This is a genomic window from Selenomonas sp. AE3005, from assembly GCF_000686945.1.
Classification (GTDB): Bacteria; Bacillota; Negativicutes; order Selenomonadales; family Selenomonadaceae; genus Selenomonas_A.
The window spans coordinates 185869-199561 of the sequence record NZ_JMME01000002.1; the positions used below are offsets into that span (position 1 = coordinate 185869).

Sequence of the window (13693 nt, forward strand, 5' to 3'; positions counted from 1 at the left end):
AGGATGCGGGCTGAATGACAGGAAAAGAATTCATGCTTGCCTCGCTTAAGGCCATTAGTCAGGAAATCATAGCGCATGAGGAGGAACTGAACCGTTTGGACAATGCCATTGGTGATGGCGACCATGGTACCAATATGGCCCGGTTCTGCCGAATAATATTGCAGGATTTGCCTGAACTGGCTGAGCAGGAAGATATGGGCAAGATTCTTCAGCATGTGGGCATGCGTTGTATTACAGAAATTGGTGGTTCTGCGGGGCCGTTGTTTGGTAAATTTTATCTGCAGGCCGCAATGGCCAATATGGGCAATAGCTGTATGGAAGTGGCAAACTGGGTGGTGTCCTTCGAAGAAGGCACTATGGGGGTTTCGCAAATCGGTAGAAGTGTGGAGGGCGAAAAAACCATGCTCGACGCGCTGTTTCCGGCGGATAGAGCTATGCAGGAGGCGTTGGAGGAAGGCCGGAGCTTTCAGGATATTCTTCTGGCAGGTGCCGAGGCTGCCCAAAAAGGTGTGGAGTACACAAAAACAATTCAAGCCAGCAAGGGGCGGGCTGCGTATCTGGGAATGCGCAGCATAGGTCATCAGGACCCCGGCGCCACCACGATTATGCTGATGCTGCAGGCTATGCATAGGCTGGCCGTAGAAATGCAGGCAGAGTAAATTATTTACGCACAGCCAGGCGGCTGTGCGTTTTTATCAGTAAGTAAAACAGGCTTATCATTTGCCGGCGCGTATTTAACGCATGGAGGTAGCTGAAAATGGCGGAAAAACAATCTTATTTGGAACACGCTGCAGTGACGGTAGCAGATATTGAATGGAGCCAAAAGTTCTTTGCCGAGGTTCTGGGCATGACGGAAACACGGCGCAAGGAAAAAGACGGCAAATTGCAGCATTTGTGGCTGAAAGGCGGCCTGCAGCTGGTCGCTGCGCCGGATAATCCGGCTGCCGGCAGGGGACATCACTTGGGAATTGTGGTACAGGATTTTGCTGCTACCCTGCAGGAAATGCTGGCGTATGATGGTGTACATGCCATGGAAGGCAAGCCGGAAAAATGGGTGCAGCTGCCTGATGGTCTGGTACTGGAACTCTTTCAGGAAAAGCCGGGAGCCATTGCGAAGGTATTGGCCGTGGAAGTTAAATAAAAAACAGCCATGCAAGGTTCATATTCCTGCATGGCTGTTGCAATTTCAGGGGGATACGTATCAGTCTTTTAAATGGGGACAGTTTTTGGCCATGATTTCTTCATAGTGGGCAATTTTGTAGTCAAGTCTGTCCATGGTAGCTTTTAGCTGCTCATACTGTTCCTGCAGACGGGCGCGCTGTTCGATGAGGATTTCCTTGCGGGCAGCCTCAGTGCCTTCTTTGAAGAATAAATCCACGTACTCGATGAGTGCCTCAACCTGCACACCGGCACTGCGCATGCATTTGGAAAACTCTACCCAGCCACAGGCGGCCTCATCAAAATCACGAATGCCGTTTTCCTTGCGCGGTACGTGAGGGATAAGGCCGATACGTTCATAGTAGCGGATAGTATCGGCGGATAAATCGTATTTTTCGCTGACTTCCTTGATTGTCATAAAATCACCTCGTTAATTCAGACTTTATCTTTATGCTTTAGTTTAGCACTTGGAGTGTACTTCAAGTCAAGAAAAACTTGCAAGCTGTGCTGCGGCCGGCAGGTGGTGGAGTGGCACGGGTGACAGATACGATGCTGCGGGGCTGGAAGATGCGGCAGGTAATGGCAGGCGAATAGAAGGTGTAATAATGGAGATAGAACGTCAATTTTTGGTAGATACAGTACCGGGGTTACCGGCAGAATATGAGGTATTGCGGCAGGGGTATGTGTCATTAGAGCCGGAAATCCGTATTCGCCAAATCGGCGAAAAACACTTTGTGCTGACGGTAAAACGGGGGGCTGGCTTGGTACGGGAAGAATGGGAAACAGAAATAACGCCGCAGGAATTTGCTAATCTGTCGCAACACTTATGGCCGGCTACGCTTATGATTGAAAAACGCCGTTATATTATAGCCTTAGCTGACGGTAATCAGGCAGAACTGCACATGCATGACGGGCATTTGACAGGTTTTAACTATGTTGAGATTGAATTCCCGAGCATAGAGGCAGCCCGGGCGTTTGTACCGCCGGACTGGTTCGGCAGGGAAGTAACAGAGGACGAAAGATTTTCCTATGGGACGCTGGCACAAGTTAATGGCATGGAACTGGTTAAGGAAATGGTGAAAATGTGACAGTCGTTTTTGCACAGGGATATTTGGGCGGCACGGTCACGGTCAGGGATGTGCGCAGTCTGGGGGATACGGGCATAGGCACGTTTGAGGGTGTTAATGGTGAAATGATTGTGCTTGATGGCACGGTTTATCAGGCCCTGGCGATGGCCGGGTAGTAGTGGCGCAGGATAAGACAGTTGTTCCGTATGCTACGGTAACATATTTTGACAATGACATTTCGGTGAAACTCAGTAATGTCAAGAATAAGGCGAAACTACAGCAAAAAGGAGCACCGCTCGAAAAGGGCGGTGCTCCCTGTTTTTATGATATGTAGATGTTTATGCTGTTTTAGCAGAAGAAAGACATTCTGGCAGAGGCTTTGTAGTTCTCAGCTAATTTACGCAGGTTGTCCCTGTTGCTGTCGTCGGTTTCATCGTACATACGTCTGGCAGCGTTTTCGCTAATCATATACTTCCAAACCATAGCCTTAATAATCAATTCTCTTTCTAACATTTGTTCCTCCATCTTTTCTTTCAATATCCCATTAACAGATTGATACTATAGCTTATATTTGATTCACTGTCAACACTTTTTATAATAAAACTCACAGCCATAAGAAAAAACTATGGAAAATTTTTACTGTTTATATTGACATAGTGTCATTTTAACCGTATAATGCAATTAACATAAGTTACACGATGTCATTTTTAAAAGACTTTACAGGAGGCTCATTATGCCAAAGGTTTCAGAAGAAGTGCTGCTGGCGCGGCGTGAGGAGATAATTGACGCTTGTGCCCAGTTGTATGAGACAATGAATTTTAAAGATATTACGCTCAAAGAGATTGGCAAGGTGACGACCTTTAACCGTACGGCCATTTATAATTATTTCAATACTAAGGAAGAAATCTTTCTGGCGCTTATGCAGCGTGAGTATGATTTGTGGGTAGCCGATCTGGAAGAATTGCTCAATGACCATGACAGCCTGAAACGAGATGAACTGGCGTCGGCGCTGTCGCATACTTTGGAGAAACGTTCAAGGTTGTTGAAACTCCTGTCCATGAATCATTTTGATATGGAGGGGAACAGCCGTTATGAAAATCTGGTGGAGTTCAAGCGCTCGTATGGCCGGTCTATGCAGACGGTGCGCAAGTGTTTGGACAAGTTTTGTCCGGAAATGAATGAGGCGGCCAAACAGAGTTTTATTTATGCGTATTTTCCCTTTATCTATGGGATTTATCCTTATGCAGTGGTAACGGATATGCAGAAAAAGGCAATGGCGGAGGCCGGAGTGGATTACAAGTACCTGTCTATTTATGAAATCTCCAATAATTGCCTGCGGAAACTGTTAGGTGTTGACTAAGGGGGGATAGCGTGAAACGGCGAGACTTTTTGAAAGCTGGGATTGGGGGAGCCTTTATTATAATGGTGATGAAAAACTTTCCTGTGAGGTGGCGCGGGAAATTAACGAAGAAACGGCCGCGCTTTGCCGTAAGTATCCGGATAAGTTCGGTTTTGTGGCAGCCCTGCCGTTCCCGAGTATTGACGGCAGTATCGCGGAAATAACCTATGCGATGGATAAGCTGGGGGCATTAGGGGTAAAGGTTCCGAGCAATGCCAGTGGTATTTACTTAGGTGACGCACGCTGGGAACGGATTTTTGCGGAATTAAACCGCCGCAGGGCGCTGATAATCATGCACCCCAGCCCTGCACGGGAACTGCCGCGCCAAGGGACGGTGACGGGGCAGGTTATGGCCTTGTTTGAATATCCTGCCGATACCACGAGAGCTGTGGTCAATCTGCTGGCCAGCGGTATGCTGGAACGTTATCCCCAGGTTCGTCTGGTAGTGCCGCATTGTGGTTCGTTCCTGCCATATATGAAGCAGCGGGCTAAAGCGATGTTTGCCATGCTGGCCGGTATGCAGATGATGAAACCGGTTGATATGGAGGCAGGCATGAAACAGCTTTATTATGACCTGGCTGGTGACCCCATGCCGGAGGCAATGGATATGCTGCTTAAGATTACAGATGAAAGCCATTTGCTGTATGGCAGCGATTTCCCCTATGTTCCGGCCAAAGCCTTGCTGGCGAAGAAGAACGGCCTGGACGATGAACTGGCTAAACGTCATTGGCTGGCGAAAATATATTGCCAAAATTCGCAAGAGTTAATATTTTCATAACGGCGGAAATGTGTAAGGAGATGTGAAAATGAAAGTTTTGGTTATTCATGGCAGCATGAGAAAGAATGGCAATACGGGAATACTGGCTGATGAATTTATCCGCGGCGCGCAGGCGGCCGGGCATGAAACAGAGAAAGTGGAACTGCGCGACAAAAAATTTGGTGATTGCTTTGGCTGCCGGGCCTGCCATAATAATGGCGGCAGCTGCGTGCAGAAGGACGATATGGCAGAAGTTCTGGAAAAAGTGAAGGCTGCGGATGTTATTGTACTGGCCTCGCCGTTGTATTACTTTACCTGGACGGGCCTGATGAAGAGATTCCTCGACCGTACCTATCCCTTGCTGCCCATTTTGCAGGACAAGGATTTTTACCTGCTTACGCTGGGCGGCGTGCCGGATAAGAAGTTCATGGATAATATACTGTCAGATTTCAATATGTATGTAGGCTGTTTCAAGGAATTCAATCAAGTGGGCGTGCGCAATGCGGGGGCGGTCATCGGCACTTCGGCTTTGGCACCCGGTGCCATTCGCGAGTCAGCAGCCATGCAGGAGGCCTATGAAACGGGCAGGAATTTATAAGAGTTTATAAGGGGGCATAAATATGTTTATCATCAATCAGACGTTAAAGGCCGACAAGATTCCGGCAGGCAAGGGTGAGGAGCTCTTTAAGCGGCATATTGCCTGGTTTACAAAACATTTTGAGCAGGGTGATTTCCTGTTGGTGGGGCCCTATACAGACAAAGAGATGGCCGGGATTATGATTGCTGGCACGGACAGCCGTGAGGCCGTGGAAGAAATCCTTAAGGAAGATGTATACTATGCTGACGGTATTGCGGAATATGAAGTGCGTTCGTTTAAAGCGCCGATGATTTCGGCCAGCCTGCCATCTTTCGCAGGCAAATGACAACGCTGGTAAATTGACGGAGGCATTCCTTATGAACAGACGGGAATTTATTCAGCTTGCCAGCACGGGGGCCATGACCTTGTTCCTTTCCGGCTGTGGTCTGGGGGGCTCTGACCGGCGAAAAGGGCCGTAAGGAAACAAAAGAATTCAGATTCTATTCCCGTACGGGGAAATTGCACGGCAAGAAATCCATTACGATGGCTACGGCCTATAACAGTGCAGACTGGACGATGGAGGCTCTGGCCAATCATTACGAAACTTTGGTGCGCTATATGGAATGGCAGGATGTGGGGCAGGTTTGGGCGACAGGCTGCGGGGCGCGCAGTCTGGTGGAAAAGTCGTCCTTTGCTGATATGGCCTATAAAATAGGGGCTAATTTGTAAGATAAAATACTTGACTTGGAGTTTACTACAAGTGCTAGAGTGATAGCAGATGACATTGGCGATGAAAGGGGATAACATTATGCGAAAACTATGGATTGCCTGCTTGGGTGTGTTGATGATTTTAGGTCTGATGGGCTGCGGCACAGAATCCGGCAAAACGGCAGAGAAGGCAGCGCCGGCACCAGCGCAGACGGCACAGGCAGAAAGTAAGGCCCCGGCGGCTAAAGGAAAAATTTTGGTGGCGTATTTTTCGGCAACGGGTAATACCCGTACTTTGGCAGAGAATACGGCCAAGGCGTTAAATGCTGACCTTTATGAAATCCGCCCGGAAGTTCCTTATAGCAAAGAGGACCTAAACTACAATGACGAAAGCACCCGGGCCACGGTGGAGCAGAAAAATGACAGTGCCCGGCCGAAACTGGCGGACAAGAATGCACCGGTAGCTGATTATGATACCATCGTATTGGCATATCCTATCTGGTGGGGACAGGCACCGCGTATCATGGATACCTTTGTGGAGAGCTATGATTTCACGGGCAAGAAAATGACGGCTGTCTGCACTTCCGGCGGCAGTGATATTGGCACGAGTGCTGACTACCTGCAAAAACTTACCAAGGGCAAGGCTGAATGGAAACCGGGCAAGTTGTTTTCACCGCAGACAAAGCCGGCCGATATCAAAAGCTGGTTTGATGGTCTGGGCTTATGAGCAAGTTTAAGATAACATCACGCATGACAGTAACGGCATTTTTGCCGTTGCTGTTTTTGCCCATTATGTGTTTTCACTATGTTCCCAAGGTGCTGCATGAAGTGCTGGGGATTATGTGGCTGGTATTGGTGCTGATTCATGTCGGCCAGAACCGTCAATGGTTTACGACCCTTAAACGGGGGCGCTGGACAATACTGCGTACTATCGGGACAGCGGTGGATATTTTGCTGTTTATAGTGCTGTTGGTAATGGTCGGGGCTGGTTCCGGGATTTCCAATCATTTGTTTAAGGAAATCATGCCGCTCACTATTCAACGCAGTATTCTGATTCATCAGCTGCATGTGTCCCTGCCGTATGCCCTGCTAATTTTAATGGGCCTGCATTGGGGGCTGCACTTTAAGGGCTGGTGGGAAAAATGGCATTTGCCCTGGCCGGTATCACGGTCATTAAAAGTGTTGCTGGCCCTGCTGGCAACCGCAGGCGGAATATATGGTTCCTTCCTTGACCGCGTGGGGGACCGGCTGCTGATGAAACATATCTTTGCCACACCAGCCACAGGCGAGCCGGCCATAGTATACGTTGGCCTGTTGTTGGCGATATGGGGCATGTATGTGATACTGGGGGCATTGCTGCTTAAAATGTTACAATTACGGCCGGAGAAAAAATAGCGTTATTGACAATAATACGTTAGCGTACTAATATTAAGTACGTTAACGTATTATTTTATTGCCAAAGGAGCAGGTAAATGACAATGCAGATAGATGATACACTGGGTTATCTAATATGCCGAACGGCCAGAAAGGTTCACCGCCATATCGAAAAAATATTCAGCCCCTATGGGCTGACACTGGAGCAGTGGGTGGCGATGAAGATATTAGCCGAGACTCCGGATATCAGCCAAAAAGAATTGTCCGCGCAGATGAAAAGAGACGCCAATACAGTCAAGGCTATTGTGGACCGGCTGATAAAGAAAGATTATGTAAGAAGGGAACTAAATCCATCTGACCGGAGGGCTTTTTTACTGCAGCTGACGAAAGCTGGACAGCTGCTGGTGGATAAACTGGCAGCAGCTGATGAACAGGAAAACCGGCAGCTGGAGGAGAAACTAGGAGAGGCTGATACGGTTAGTATGAAGAAGATGTTATTACAGATAGAGGAAATGATTCGCGAATGAACAGACTTTGGACACCGGAATTTATAAGTATGGGAGGCTGCAATTTTCTGGTATTTATGAGCCAGTATATTATGATTGCAGCTTTACCGATTTTTATTATGGATGATTTACAGGGCGGCGAACTGGAAGCCGGTATGGCGATGACGTTTTTCCAGATTGGCACTGTGGTCTGCCGCCCGTTGGCTGGCAGACTTATCGACAGTGTGAACAAACGCTCGCTGATGTTTGTGGCTACGCTTTGTTTAGGTCTTATAATGCTGGGATTTAATTTTTTCCAGTCACTTACAGGGATTTATAGTTTGCGGTTGCTGCACGGCATGATTTTTGCGTTGGCGACTACGGCGGCTGCAGCGATGGCGGCTATGGTTCTGCCGGCGGAACGTAAAGGTGAAGGAATTGGCTATTTTGCCTTGACCACCAATCTGGCTATGGTGGTTGGTCCCTTGCTGGGACTGGTGATTATCGGCAGCTGGGGCGCTGCATTATTTTTCCCCTTTATGGTGCTGCTGGCTGTATTTACGTTTTGGGCAGCAAATCATCGGCGCTTGCCGGATAGAGTTATTATGCCTGCTAAAAAGCAGCGGCAGGGTATCAGTATCCATGATTTTATTGAACGCAAGTCCGTGATTATGTCGTCTATTGGTGGTCTTGTATTCTTCGCGTACGGCGGTGTTCTTACCTTTATTCCCCTTTATGCTAAATCTTTGGGTTTGCAACAGGAAACGAGTCTGTTCTTTGCCGTATTTGCCGCTGTGATTGTACTGTCGCGGCCTATTGTGGGGCGGATATTTGATACTAAAGGGCCGGATTATACGATATATCCGGGGTTCCTGTGTTTTGCTTTGGGAATGATACTTTTCGGTCAGATTTCGACTATGACGGGGCTGCTGGTGTCGGCGGCAGTTCTCGGTACCGGTTTTGGCGCATTGAGTCCGGCGTTCCAGACGCTCGCTATTCAGAGCGCACCGCTGTCGCGCAGTGGTGTGGCTACCGCAACGTATTTTTGGTCGCTGGATATTAGTGTCGGGCTGGCAGCTGGCCTGTTGGGGCTGGCTGCGGCTGCTTATGGCTATACGTTTATGTACAGCGTGATTTGTACCGGCGTCATTGCAGTGGCTGCTGTCTGTTACTTTGCCCATAGGTTTAGGCAGGGGTGACAGTCAAAAGATATCCCCTGGTCAGGTAGAAAATTCTTTGTTGACTTAGAGTTTACTCCAGGTGCTAAAATACTTAAAAAGGTGCTATATAAGGAGGTTTTTGCATGAATAAGGGGATTTCACGACGCCGGTTCGTAAAATTGGCAGGTACAGCTATTGCTTTAGCGGCTTTGCCGGGCTGCGGCGCTTTGGCTGCTGATGAAAATGCTAAACAGCCGGCAAAAACAAAAGAAAAAATTGCCGGCACGGGCGGTGAGCATTACGTACCGTATAATGAGCGCAGTGGTGCTGAGGCGGTGGTGTATTTTACCCGTGACCTGTCAGCGGCAGGCCTGCTCAAAATATATGACCGGGTGAAGGCAAACTTAGGCGGTAAAGTGGCCATTAAACTGCATACCGGTGAGCCGCATGGCCCTAATATTATTCCGCGTCCGTGGGTTAAGAAACTCATGGCCGATAAACTGCCCGGGGCGAAGATTATCGAGACAAATACTTATTACGGCGGTGGCCGGGATACCACGGAAAAACATCGCGAAACGCTAAAGACCAATGGCTGGGCAGATTTTACCACGGTGGATATTACCGATGAACATGGCACGGCCATGCTGCCGGTGCCCCATGGCAAGTGGTTCACGGAAATGAGTGTGGGCAAGGATACGCTGAATTATGATTCCTTCCTCGCTTTGACACATTTCAAAGGTCATGCCATGGGCGGTTTCGGCGGCTCCAACAAAAACATCGGCATTGGCTGTGCTGATGGGCAAATTGGTAAAAAAATGATTCACGCCGGGGATTCTGGCAGCCAGTGGGGCGTAAATCAGGAAGAATTTATGGAGCGCATGACCGAATCCACGCAGGCTGTGGTCAGCCATTTCAAAGACAAAATTGCCTTTATCAATGTCATGCGCAATATGAGCGTGGACTGTGACTGTGCCGGCACTTCGGCCAAGCCTGTGGTTACTCCGAATATCGGTATTGTAGCGTCAGTTGATATTCTGGCGGCAGACCAGGCTTGTGTGGACTGTGTTTATGCCTTGCCGGCAGAAAGCAAAAAAGATTTGGTTGAGCGCATGGAATCACGCCACAGCCTGCGCCAGCTTTCCTATATGAAGGAAATGGGAATGGGCTGTGACCGCTATCAGTTGATTGATATTGATAATGGTGATAAGGTCATCAATGCCCAAGAGGCGGTTAAGGGCATTAAGGGAACCTGGGTGCCTGACGGCAATTAAGGCTGCAGCGTCAAAGCACTATAACTCGGAAGAAGATGTCCCCCACCTCTGCAGGTGGGGGGCGAATATCATAACAGGCGGTGAGCACATATCTCCCGCCTCGTTGAAACGCCAAGAGGAAGTTTTGCCTACGGCAAAACTGGAACAACGGCGTTATAATATGATTTTCGTTAAGCGAGTAAAGTTTTATATCACTGCTGTTTTACTGGGAGGGCTGTCAAGCCCTCCTTATTTTATGGCAAATTTTTCCTGCAGAGTTTGCAGGAAAAGCTGGGAGGCTTTGGAGAATACCTGATTTTTTTTCCAGGCCAGAGATGGTTCCGTGTAGACAGGCGGTTCCAATGGGCGGGTGCAAAGGTCGGTGCCGGTGGTATTTATGAGCTTATCAAAGGAGATGGCATAGCCTAAGCCCTCTTTGACCATCAGGGTGGCATTATAAAGCAGGGTGTAGGAACCGGCAATATGCAGTTCGTTAACAGGCTTTTGCAGCCAGTTGAGCAGTTCATCACCGTGAGTACTGGGGGATAGTGATTGCCGGGAAAAAAGCAGGGGGCGCTGCCAAAGGTCGGCGGCCTGAATAGTTTCCTGCTTAGCCAGTTCGTCATCTTTGCGCAGGAACAGTACCCATTGGTCACGGACCGGCAGGGGGAGTTCCTGATATTTGGCCGGGTCAAGCCGGCCATAGACAAAGGCGAAGTCGATAAGGCCCCGGTCCAGACGGGTGAGGGTGGTGCTGCCATCGCCGGTAGCGATATGAAAGCGGATGCGGGGATGCTGTTTCTGCAGCTGCCGGGCGGCGGCCATAATCAGACCGAAATGTACCGATTCTCCGGCACCAATGCGGATATCGCCGCTGATATCTTCGTTGCTGCTTAAAAGTTCACCGGCAGTTTTATCCACGAGTGACAGAATTTCCTCTGCCCGGCGGCGTAATAGTTGGCCATCTTCTGTAAGCAGAATACGGCGTGGTTCACGGATAAGCAGCTGTTTGCCGAATTCTTCTTCCAAATCTTTTAACTGTCGGGAAAGAGTCGGCTGGGAGAGGTGCAGTTTTTCTGCCGCCCGTGAAAAACTTTCCTCACGGGCAACGGTTAGAAAGTAGTTGAGAACACGCAATTCCATCACAATCAGCTCCTTGTTTTTCCTTTATTATAGATTGTAAATCTATTACTGTAAAGCATAGATAGGCATTTTCTATAAGTATTGGTATTTACATGAAGATAAATTTATAATGGAAGAAAAGGAAGGTGTGGAAATGGAACAGAATGGAAATAAAAGCGTAATGCTGCTTATCCTAACCACGGGTGTATTTGGCATTCTCAATACCGAAATGGGCTTTATCGGAATTTTGCCCTATATCGCGGAATACTATCAGGTCAGTGTGGTGCAGGCCGGTTGGCTTATCAGCTTGTTTGCCTTGGGGGTAGCGGTGGCAGGGCCGACCATGCCGCTCTTTATGTCCCGATTTAATCGCAAGTGGGTGATGGTCTTTATTTTGGGGCTGTTTACCGTTTGCAGCACGATTGCCGTCTTTGCCGAAAATTTCTATGTGCTTTTGGCGGTGCGGGTGCTGCCGGCGTTTTTCCATCCGGTCTATTGCGCGATGGCCTTTACCGTGGCGGCAGGATTAGCGCGGACAGGCGAGGAACCGAAGATGGTGGCGAAAATCAATATGGGCGTGGCCGCCGGTATGGTTGCAGGCGTGCCCATCAGCAACTTTTTGGCCGAGCAGTTCAGCCTTTCTGCATCTATGGCGTTCTTTGCCTTAGCTACTTTGCTGGTTATGCTGGCGACATTATGGTTTATTCCCTCAATGCCGGTAAAGGCACGGCTGAGCTACGGCAGTCAGCTCGCTGTACTCAAAAAGCCGATGGTCTGGGCATCTATCGTGGCGGTGATTTTCCTCAATGGTTCGATTTTCGGCGTATTTAATTATTTGGCAGAGTATCTGGGTGTTGTTTCCGGCGTAGCACCAGCCTTAGTCAGTATCTTGCTGTTTGTGTATGGCCTCTGCAATATCTTGGGCAGTATGCTGGCGGGAAATCTGCTGACCGTGCGTCCGTTGACTGTGGTCAAAATCTTTCCGCTGGCGGTCGCCGTAATCTATATTGCCCTGTTGGGCGGCGGCAGCGTTTGGCCGTTGATGGGGCTTATTGTGGTCATTTGGGGCATCTTGGGCGGTATCAATGCCAATATCAATCAGTATTGGATGGCAAGTGCCGCTCCGGAAGCACCGGACTTTGCCAATGGCCTGTTCTTGACGGCGGCCAATATGGGCTGTGTACTCGGAACTACGGTCAGCGGTCAGTTTATTGATGTTTGGGGCACGCAATATGTCGTGCTGGGTGGTCTGTTGTTCTGTCTGTTGGCGGCGCTGATGTTTTGGGTACAATGTTATCGCATGCAGGTTCATACGCCCTTGATGATTCAATCTGAACATTGAAGATGTTGATTTTTATGCTTGGTAAGCATAGCAATATATTTTTTATAAGTATTGGTAATTACAAAACAGAATCGCTATAATAAAATCAAGCAAGAGGATAAACGGTGTAAGTGAAGTGAGGAGAATAGGAATGTTGAAGAAAATTGGCAAAAACAAGAAGATGGTTTTGGCTGCTCTGGTGGCAGGCGTGATGTCTTTTGGTCTTATGGGAAATGGTGCACAGGCAGCAGATAAGGGAGTGGCAGGCATGAAGACTGCAGAAGTTAAAAGCGATAGAATGATTAAAGCCGAAAAATTGCAGCTTACCCAGAAATGGGACAAAGTATTTGCTAAAAGCGATAAGGTAGACCATCGTAAGGTTACTTTTGTCAACCGCTATGGCATCACCTTGGCTGCAGATATGTATGTGCCGAAAAATGCTAAGGGAAAACTCCCTGCAATTGCGGTAAGCGGCCCGTTTGGTGCCGTAAAGGAGCAGTCCTCCGGCCTCTATGCGCAGGAAATGGCTGAGCGCGGCTTTTTGACTATTGCCTTTGACCCGTCATTCACTGGGGAAAGCGGCGGTCAGCCTCGTTATGTCGCTTCGCCGGATATCAACACGGAAGATTTTTCAGCAGCCGTGGATTTCCTGTCCACGCAGGATAATGTAGACGCGAATCGGATTGGCATTATTGGCATTTGCGGTTGGGGCGGTATGGCACTCAATGCAGCGGCCAGCGATACGCGTATCAAAGCCACGGTGGCTTCGACCATGTATGATATGACGAGAGTTACCGCCAATGGTTACTTTGACTATGAAAAAGACAAGGAAACGCTGCAAAAAGAACGCTATGCTAACCGTGAGGCCCTGAATGCCCAGCGTACGGCGGATTATAAGGCCGGTTATTATAAAAATTCCGGTGGTGTAGTTGACCCGCTGCCAGCTGATGCGCCGCAGTTTGTGAAGGATTATTATGCCTACTATAAGACGGAACGCGGCTATCATTCCCGTTCACTGAATTCTAACGGCGGCTGGAATCAGACTTCGGCCCTTTCATTTATGAATATGCCGATTCTGTCCTATGCCGATGAAATCAAGAATGCCGTTATGGTTTTGCATGGTGAGAAAGCCCATTCCCGTTACTTTGGCGAAGATGCCTTCAAAAAGCTCAAGGGCGATAACAAGGAACTGGTGATTGTTCCCGGTGCGTCTCATGTTGACCTCTACGATAACAAAGCCAAGATTCCTTTTGCGAGAATGGAGGCATTCTTTCAGCAGAACTTAAAATAAAATGCTTGAGTTGGAGCCTGCTTC

18 protein-coding genes and 1 pseudogene are annotated in these 13693 nt (G+C 48.7%); 16 read left to right on the top strand and 3 right to left on the bottom strand.

From position 1 onward, the window contains the following. The first annotated feature begins 14 nt into the window (after positions 1-14). Entirely contained in the window at positions 15-659 is a 645-nt protein-coding gene (gene dhaL, locus DL94_RS0103250; protein WP_028128920.1) for a dihydroxyacetone kinase subunit DhaL, read from the top strand. A 98-nt stretch (positions 660-757) separates the two neighbouring features. Then, positions 758-1141: a VOC family protein gene (locus DL94_RS0103255; RefSeq protein WP_028128921.1), complete on the top strand. Its 384-nt coding sequence runs from the start codon at positions 758-760 to the stop codon at positions 1139-1141. A 60-nt stretch (positions 1142-1201) separates the two neighbouring features. Here the strand turns inward: DL94_RS0103255 and DL94_RS0103260 are convergent, their stop codons facing one another. Continuing rightward, positions 1202-1576, bottom strand: a complete 375-nt coding sequence (locus DL94_RS0103260) for a MerR family transcriptional regulator (RefSeq protein WP_028128922.1) — start codon at positions 1574-1576, stop codon at positions 1202-1204. 187 nt (positions 1577-1763) lie between these two features. On the opposite strand from DL94_RS0103260, the gene DL94_RS14055 reads away from it, so the two are divergent. Next, the gene (locus DL94_RS14055; protein ID WP_037371227.1) at positions 1764-2246 is read left to right on the top strand and encodes a CYTH domain-containing protein; all 483 of its coding nucleotides are present in this window, start codon (positions 1764-1766) and stop codon (positions 2244-2246) included. Beyond that, complete coding sequence (locus DL94_RS16405; protein WP_231464489.1) at positions 2243-2401, top strand: acetolactate decarboxylase; 159 nt, start codon at positions 2243-2245, stop codon at positions 2399-2401. The genes DL94_RS14055 and DL94_RS16405 overlap by 4 nt, the downstream gene beginning before the upstream one ends. A 172-nt stretch (positions 2402-2573) precedes the next feature. On the opposite strand, the gene DL94_RS15970 is transcribed toward DL94_RS16405, so the two are convergent. Further along, the gene (locus DL94_RS15970; protein WP_156031656.1) at positions 2574-2738 is read right to left on the bottom strand and encodes a hypothetical protein; all 165 of its coding nucleotides are present in this window, start codon (positions 2736-2738) and stop codon (positions 2574-2576) included. Positions 2739-2958: 220 nt separating this feature from the next. Between DL94_RS15970 and DL94_RS0103285 the strand changes: the two genes are divergently transcribed. The 10 genes and pseudogenes from DL94_RS0103285 to DL94_RS0103330 all read left to right on the top strand — a co-directional run bounded on the left by DL94_RS0103285 (position 2959) and on the right by DL94_RS0103330 (position 9956). Then, positions 2959-3585 carry a TetR/AcrR family transcriptional regulator gene (locus DL94_RS0103285; RefSeq protein WP_028128923.1) on the top strand — a complete coding sequence of 209 codons (627 nt, stop codon included), beginning with the start codon at positions 2959-2961 and terminating at the stop codon, positions 3583-3585. Between the two features lie 79 nt (positions 3586-3664). Continuing rightward, positions 3665-4402, top strand: a pseudogene (locus DL94_RS14065) (amidohydrolase family protein); the annotation flags it as partial. A gap of 28 nt (positions 4403-4430) precedes the next feature. Continuing rightward, positions 4431-4979, top strand: a complete 549-nt coding sequence (locus DL94_RS0103295; protein ID WP_028128924.1) for a flavodoxin family protein — start codon at positions 4431-4433, stop codon at positions 4977-4979. A gap of 22 nt (positions 4980-5001) precedes the next feature. Further along, positions 5002-5304: a YciI family protein gene (locus tag DL94_RS0103300; protein ID WP_028128925.1), complete on the top strand. Its 303-nt coding sequence runs from the start codon at positions 5002-5004 to the stop codon at positions 5302-5304. Between the two features lie 173 nt (positions 5305-5477). Next, positions 5478-5687, top strand: a complete 210-nt coding sequence (locus tag DL94_RS16410) for a hypothetical protein (RefSeq protein WP_231464492.1) — start codon at positions 5478-5480, stop codon at positions 5685-5687. Between the two features lie 79 nt (positions 5688-5766). Further along, complete coding sequence (locus DL94_RS14075) at positions 5767-6393, top strand: flavodoxin (RefSeq protein WP_051586298.1); 627 nt, start codon at positions 5767-5769, stop codon at positions 6391-6393. Then, positions 6390-7061, top strand: a complete 672-nt coding sequence (locus tag DL94_RS0103315) for a hypothetical protein (protein ID WP_028128926.1) — start codon at positions 6390-6392, stop codon at positions 7059-7061. The genes DL94_RS14075 and DL94_RS0103315 overlap by 4 nt, the downstream gene beginning before the upstream one ends. A 77-nt stretch (positions 7062-7138) precedes the next feature. Next, positions 7139-7567, top strand: a complete 429-nt coding sequence (locus DL94_RS14080) for a MarR family winged helix-turn-helix transcriptional regulator (RefSeq protein ID WP_081798750.1) — start codon at positions 7139-7141, stop codon at positions 7565-7567. Then, on the top strand, positions 7564-8724 hold the full coding sequence (locus DL94_RS0103325; RefSeq protein WP_028128927.1) for an MFS transporter: 1161 nt from the start codon (positions 7564-7566) through the stop codon (positions 8722-8724). The genes DL94_RS14080 and DL94_RS0103325 overlap by 4 nt, the downstream gene beginning before the upstream one ends. 104 nt (positions 8725-8828) lie before the next feature. Next, positions 8829-9956 (top strand): DUF362 domain-containing protein, encoded by a 1128-nt coding sequence (locus tag DL94_RS0103330; protein WP_028128928.1) that lies wholly within the window; start codon positions 8829-8831, stop codon positions 9954-9956. Between the two features lie 228 nt (positions 9957-10184). On the opposite strand, the gene DL94_RS16515 is transcribed toward DL94_RS0103330, so the two are convergent. Further along, on the bottom strand, positions 10185-11078 hold the full coding sequence (locus tag DL94_RS16515; RefSeq protein ID WP_028128929.1) for a LysR family transcriptional regulator: 894 nt from the start codon (positions 11076-11078) through the stop codon (positions 10185-10187). Positions 11079-11211: 133 nt separating this feature from the next. Here DL94_RS16515 and DL94_RS14085 point away from each other — a divergent pair, with 133 nt between their 5' ends. Further along, complete coding sequence (locus tag DL94_RS14085; protein ID WP_037371268.1) at positions 11212-12399, top strand: MFS transporter; 1188 nt, start codon at positions 11212-11214, stop codon at positions 12397-12399. 130 nt (positions 12400-12529) lie between these two features. Beyond that, positions 12530-13669 carry an alpha/beta hydrolase gene (locus tag DL94_RS0103345; RefSeq protein ID WP_037371230.1) on the top strand — a complete coding sequence of 380 codons (1140 nt, stop codon included), beginning with the start codon at positions 12530-12532 and terminating at the stop codon, positions 13667-13669. The last annotated feature ends 24 nt before the right edge of the window (positions 13670-13693 follow it).

What these genes read in the sequence shown, in the direction of transcription:
- dhaL (WP_028128920.1), top strand. Translation starts at nt 15, where the DNA reads ATGACAGGAAAAGAATTCATGCTTGCCTCGCTTAAGGCCATTAGTCAG.
- DL94_RS0103255 (WP_028128921.1), top strand. Translation starts at nt 758, where the DNA reads ATGGCGGAAAAACAATCTTATTTGGAACACGCTGCAGTGACGGTAGCA.
- DL94_RS0103260 (WP_028128922.1), bottom strand. Translation starts at nt 1,576, where the DNA reads ATGACAATCAAGGAAGTCAGCGAAAAATACGATTTATCCGCCGATACT.
- DL94_RS14055 (WP_037371227.1), top strand. Translation starts at nt 1,764, where the DNA reads ATGGAGATAGAACGTCAATTTTTGGTAGATACAGTACCGGGGTTACCG.
- DL94_RS15970 (WP_156031656.1), bottom strand. Translation starts at nt 2,738, where the DNA reads ATGTTAGAAAGAGAATTGATTATTAAGGCTATGGTTTGGAAGTATATG.
- DL94_RS0103285 (WP_028128923.1), top strand. Translation starts at nt 2,959, where the DNA reads ATGCCAAAGGTTTCAGAAGAAGTGCTGCTGGCGCGGCGTGAGGAGATA.
- DL94_RS0103295 (WP_028128924.1), top strand. Translation starts at nt 4,431, where the DNA reads ATGAAAGTTTTGGTTATTCATGGCAGCATGAGAAAGAATGGCAATACG.
- DL94_RS0103300 (WP_028128925.1), top strand. Translation starts at nt 5,002, where the DNA reads ATGTTTATCATCAATCAGACGTTAAAGGCCGACAAGATTCCGGCAGGC.
- DL94_RS14075 (WP_051586298.1), top strand. Translation starts at nt 5,767, where the DNA reads ATGCGAAAACTATGGATTGCCTGCTTGGGTGTGTTGATGATTTTAGGT.
- DL94_RS0103315 (WP_028128926.1), top strand. Translation starts at nt 6,390, where the DNA reads ATGAGCAAGTTTAAGATAACATCACGCATGACAGTAACGGCATTTTTG.
- DL94_RS14080 (WP_081798750.1), top strand. Translation starts at nt 7,139, where the DNA reads ATGACAATGCAGATAGATGATACACTGGGTTATCTAATATGCCGAACG.
- DL94_RS0103325 (WP_028128927.1), top strand. Translation starts at nt 7,564, where the DNA reads ATGAACAGACTTTGGACACCGGAATTTATAAGTATGGGAGGCTGCAAT.
- DL94_RS0103330 (WP_028128928.1), top strand. Translation starts at nt 8,829, where the DNA reads ATGAATAAGGGGATTTCACGACGCCGGTTCGTAAAATTGGCAGGTACA.
- DL94_RS16515 (WP_028128929.1), bottom strand. Translation starts at nt 11,078, where the DNA reads ATGGAATTGCGTGTTCTCAACTACTTTCTAACCGTTGCCCGTGAGGAA.
- DL94_RS14085 (WP_037371268.1), top strand. Translation starts at nt 11,212, where the DNA reads ATGGAACAGAATGGAAATAAAAGCGTAATGCTGCTTATCCTAACCACG.
- DL94_RS0103345 (WP_037371230.1), top strand. Translation starts at nt 12,530, where the DNA reads ATGTTGAAGAAAATTGGCAAAAACAAGAAGATGGTTTTGGCTGCTCTG.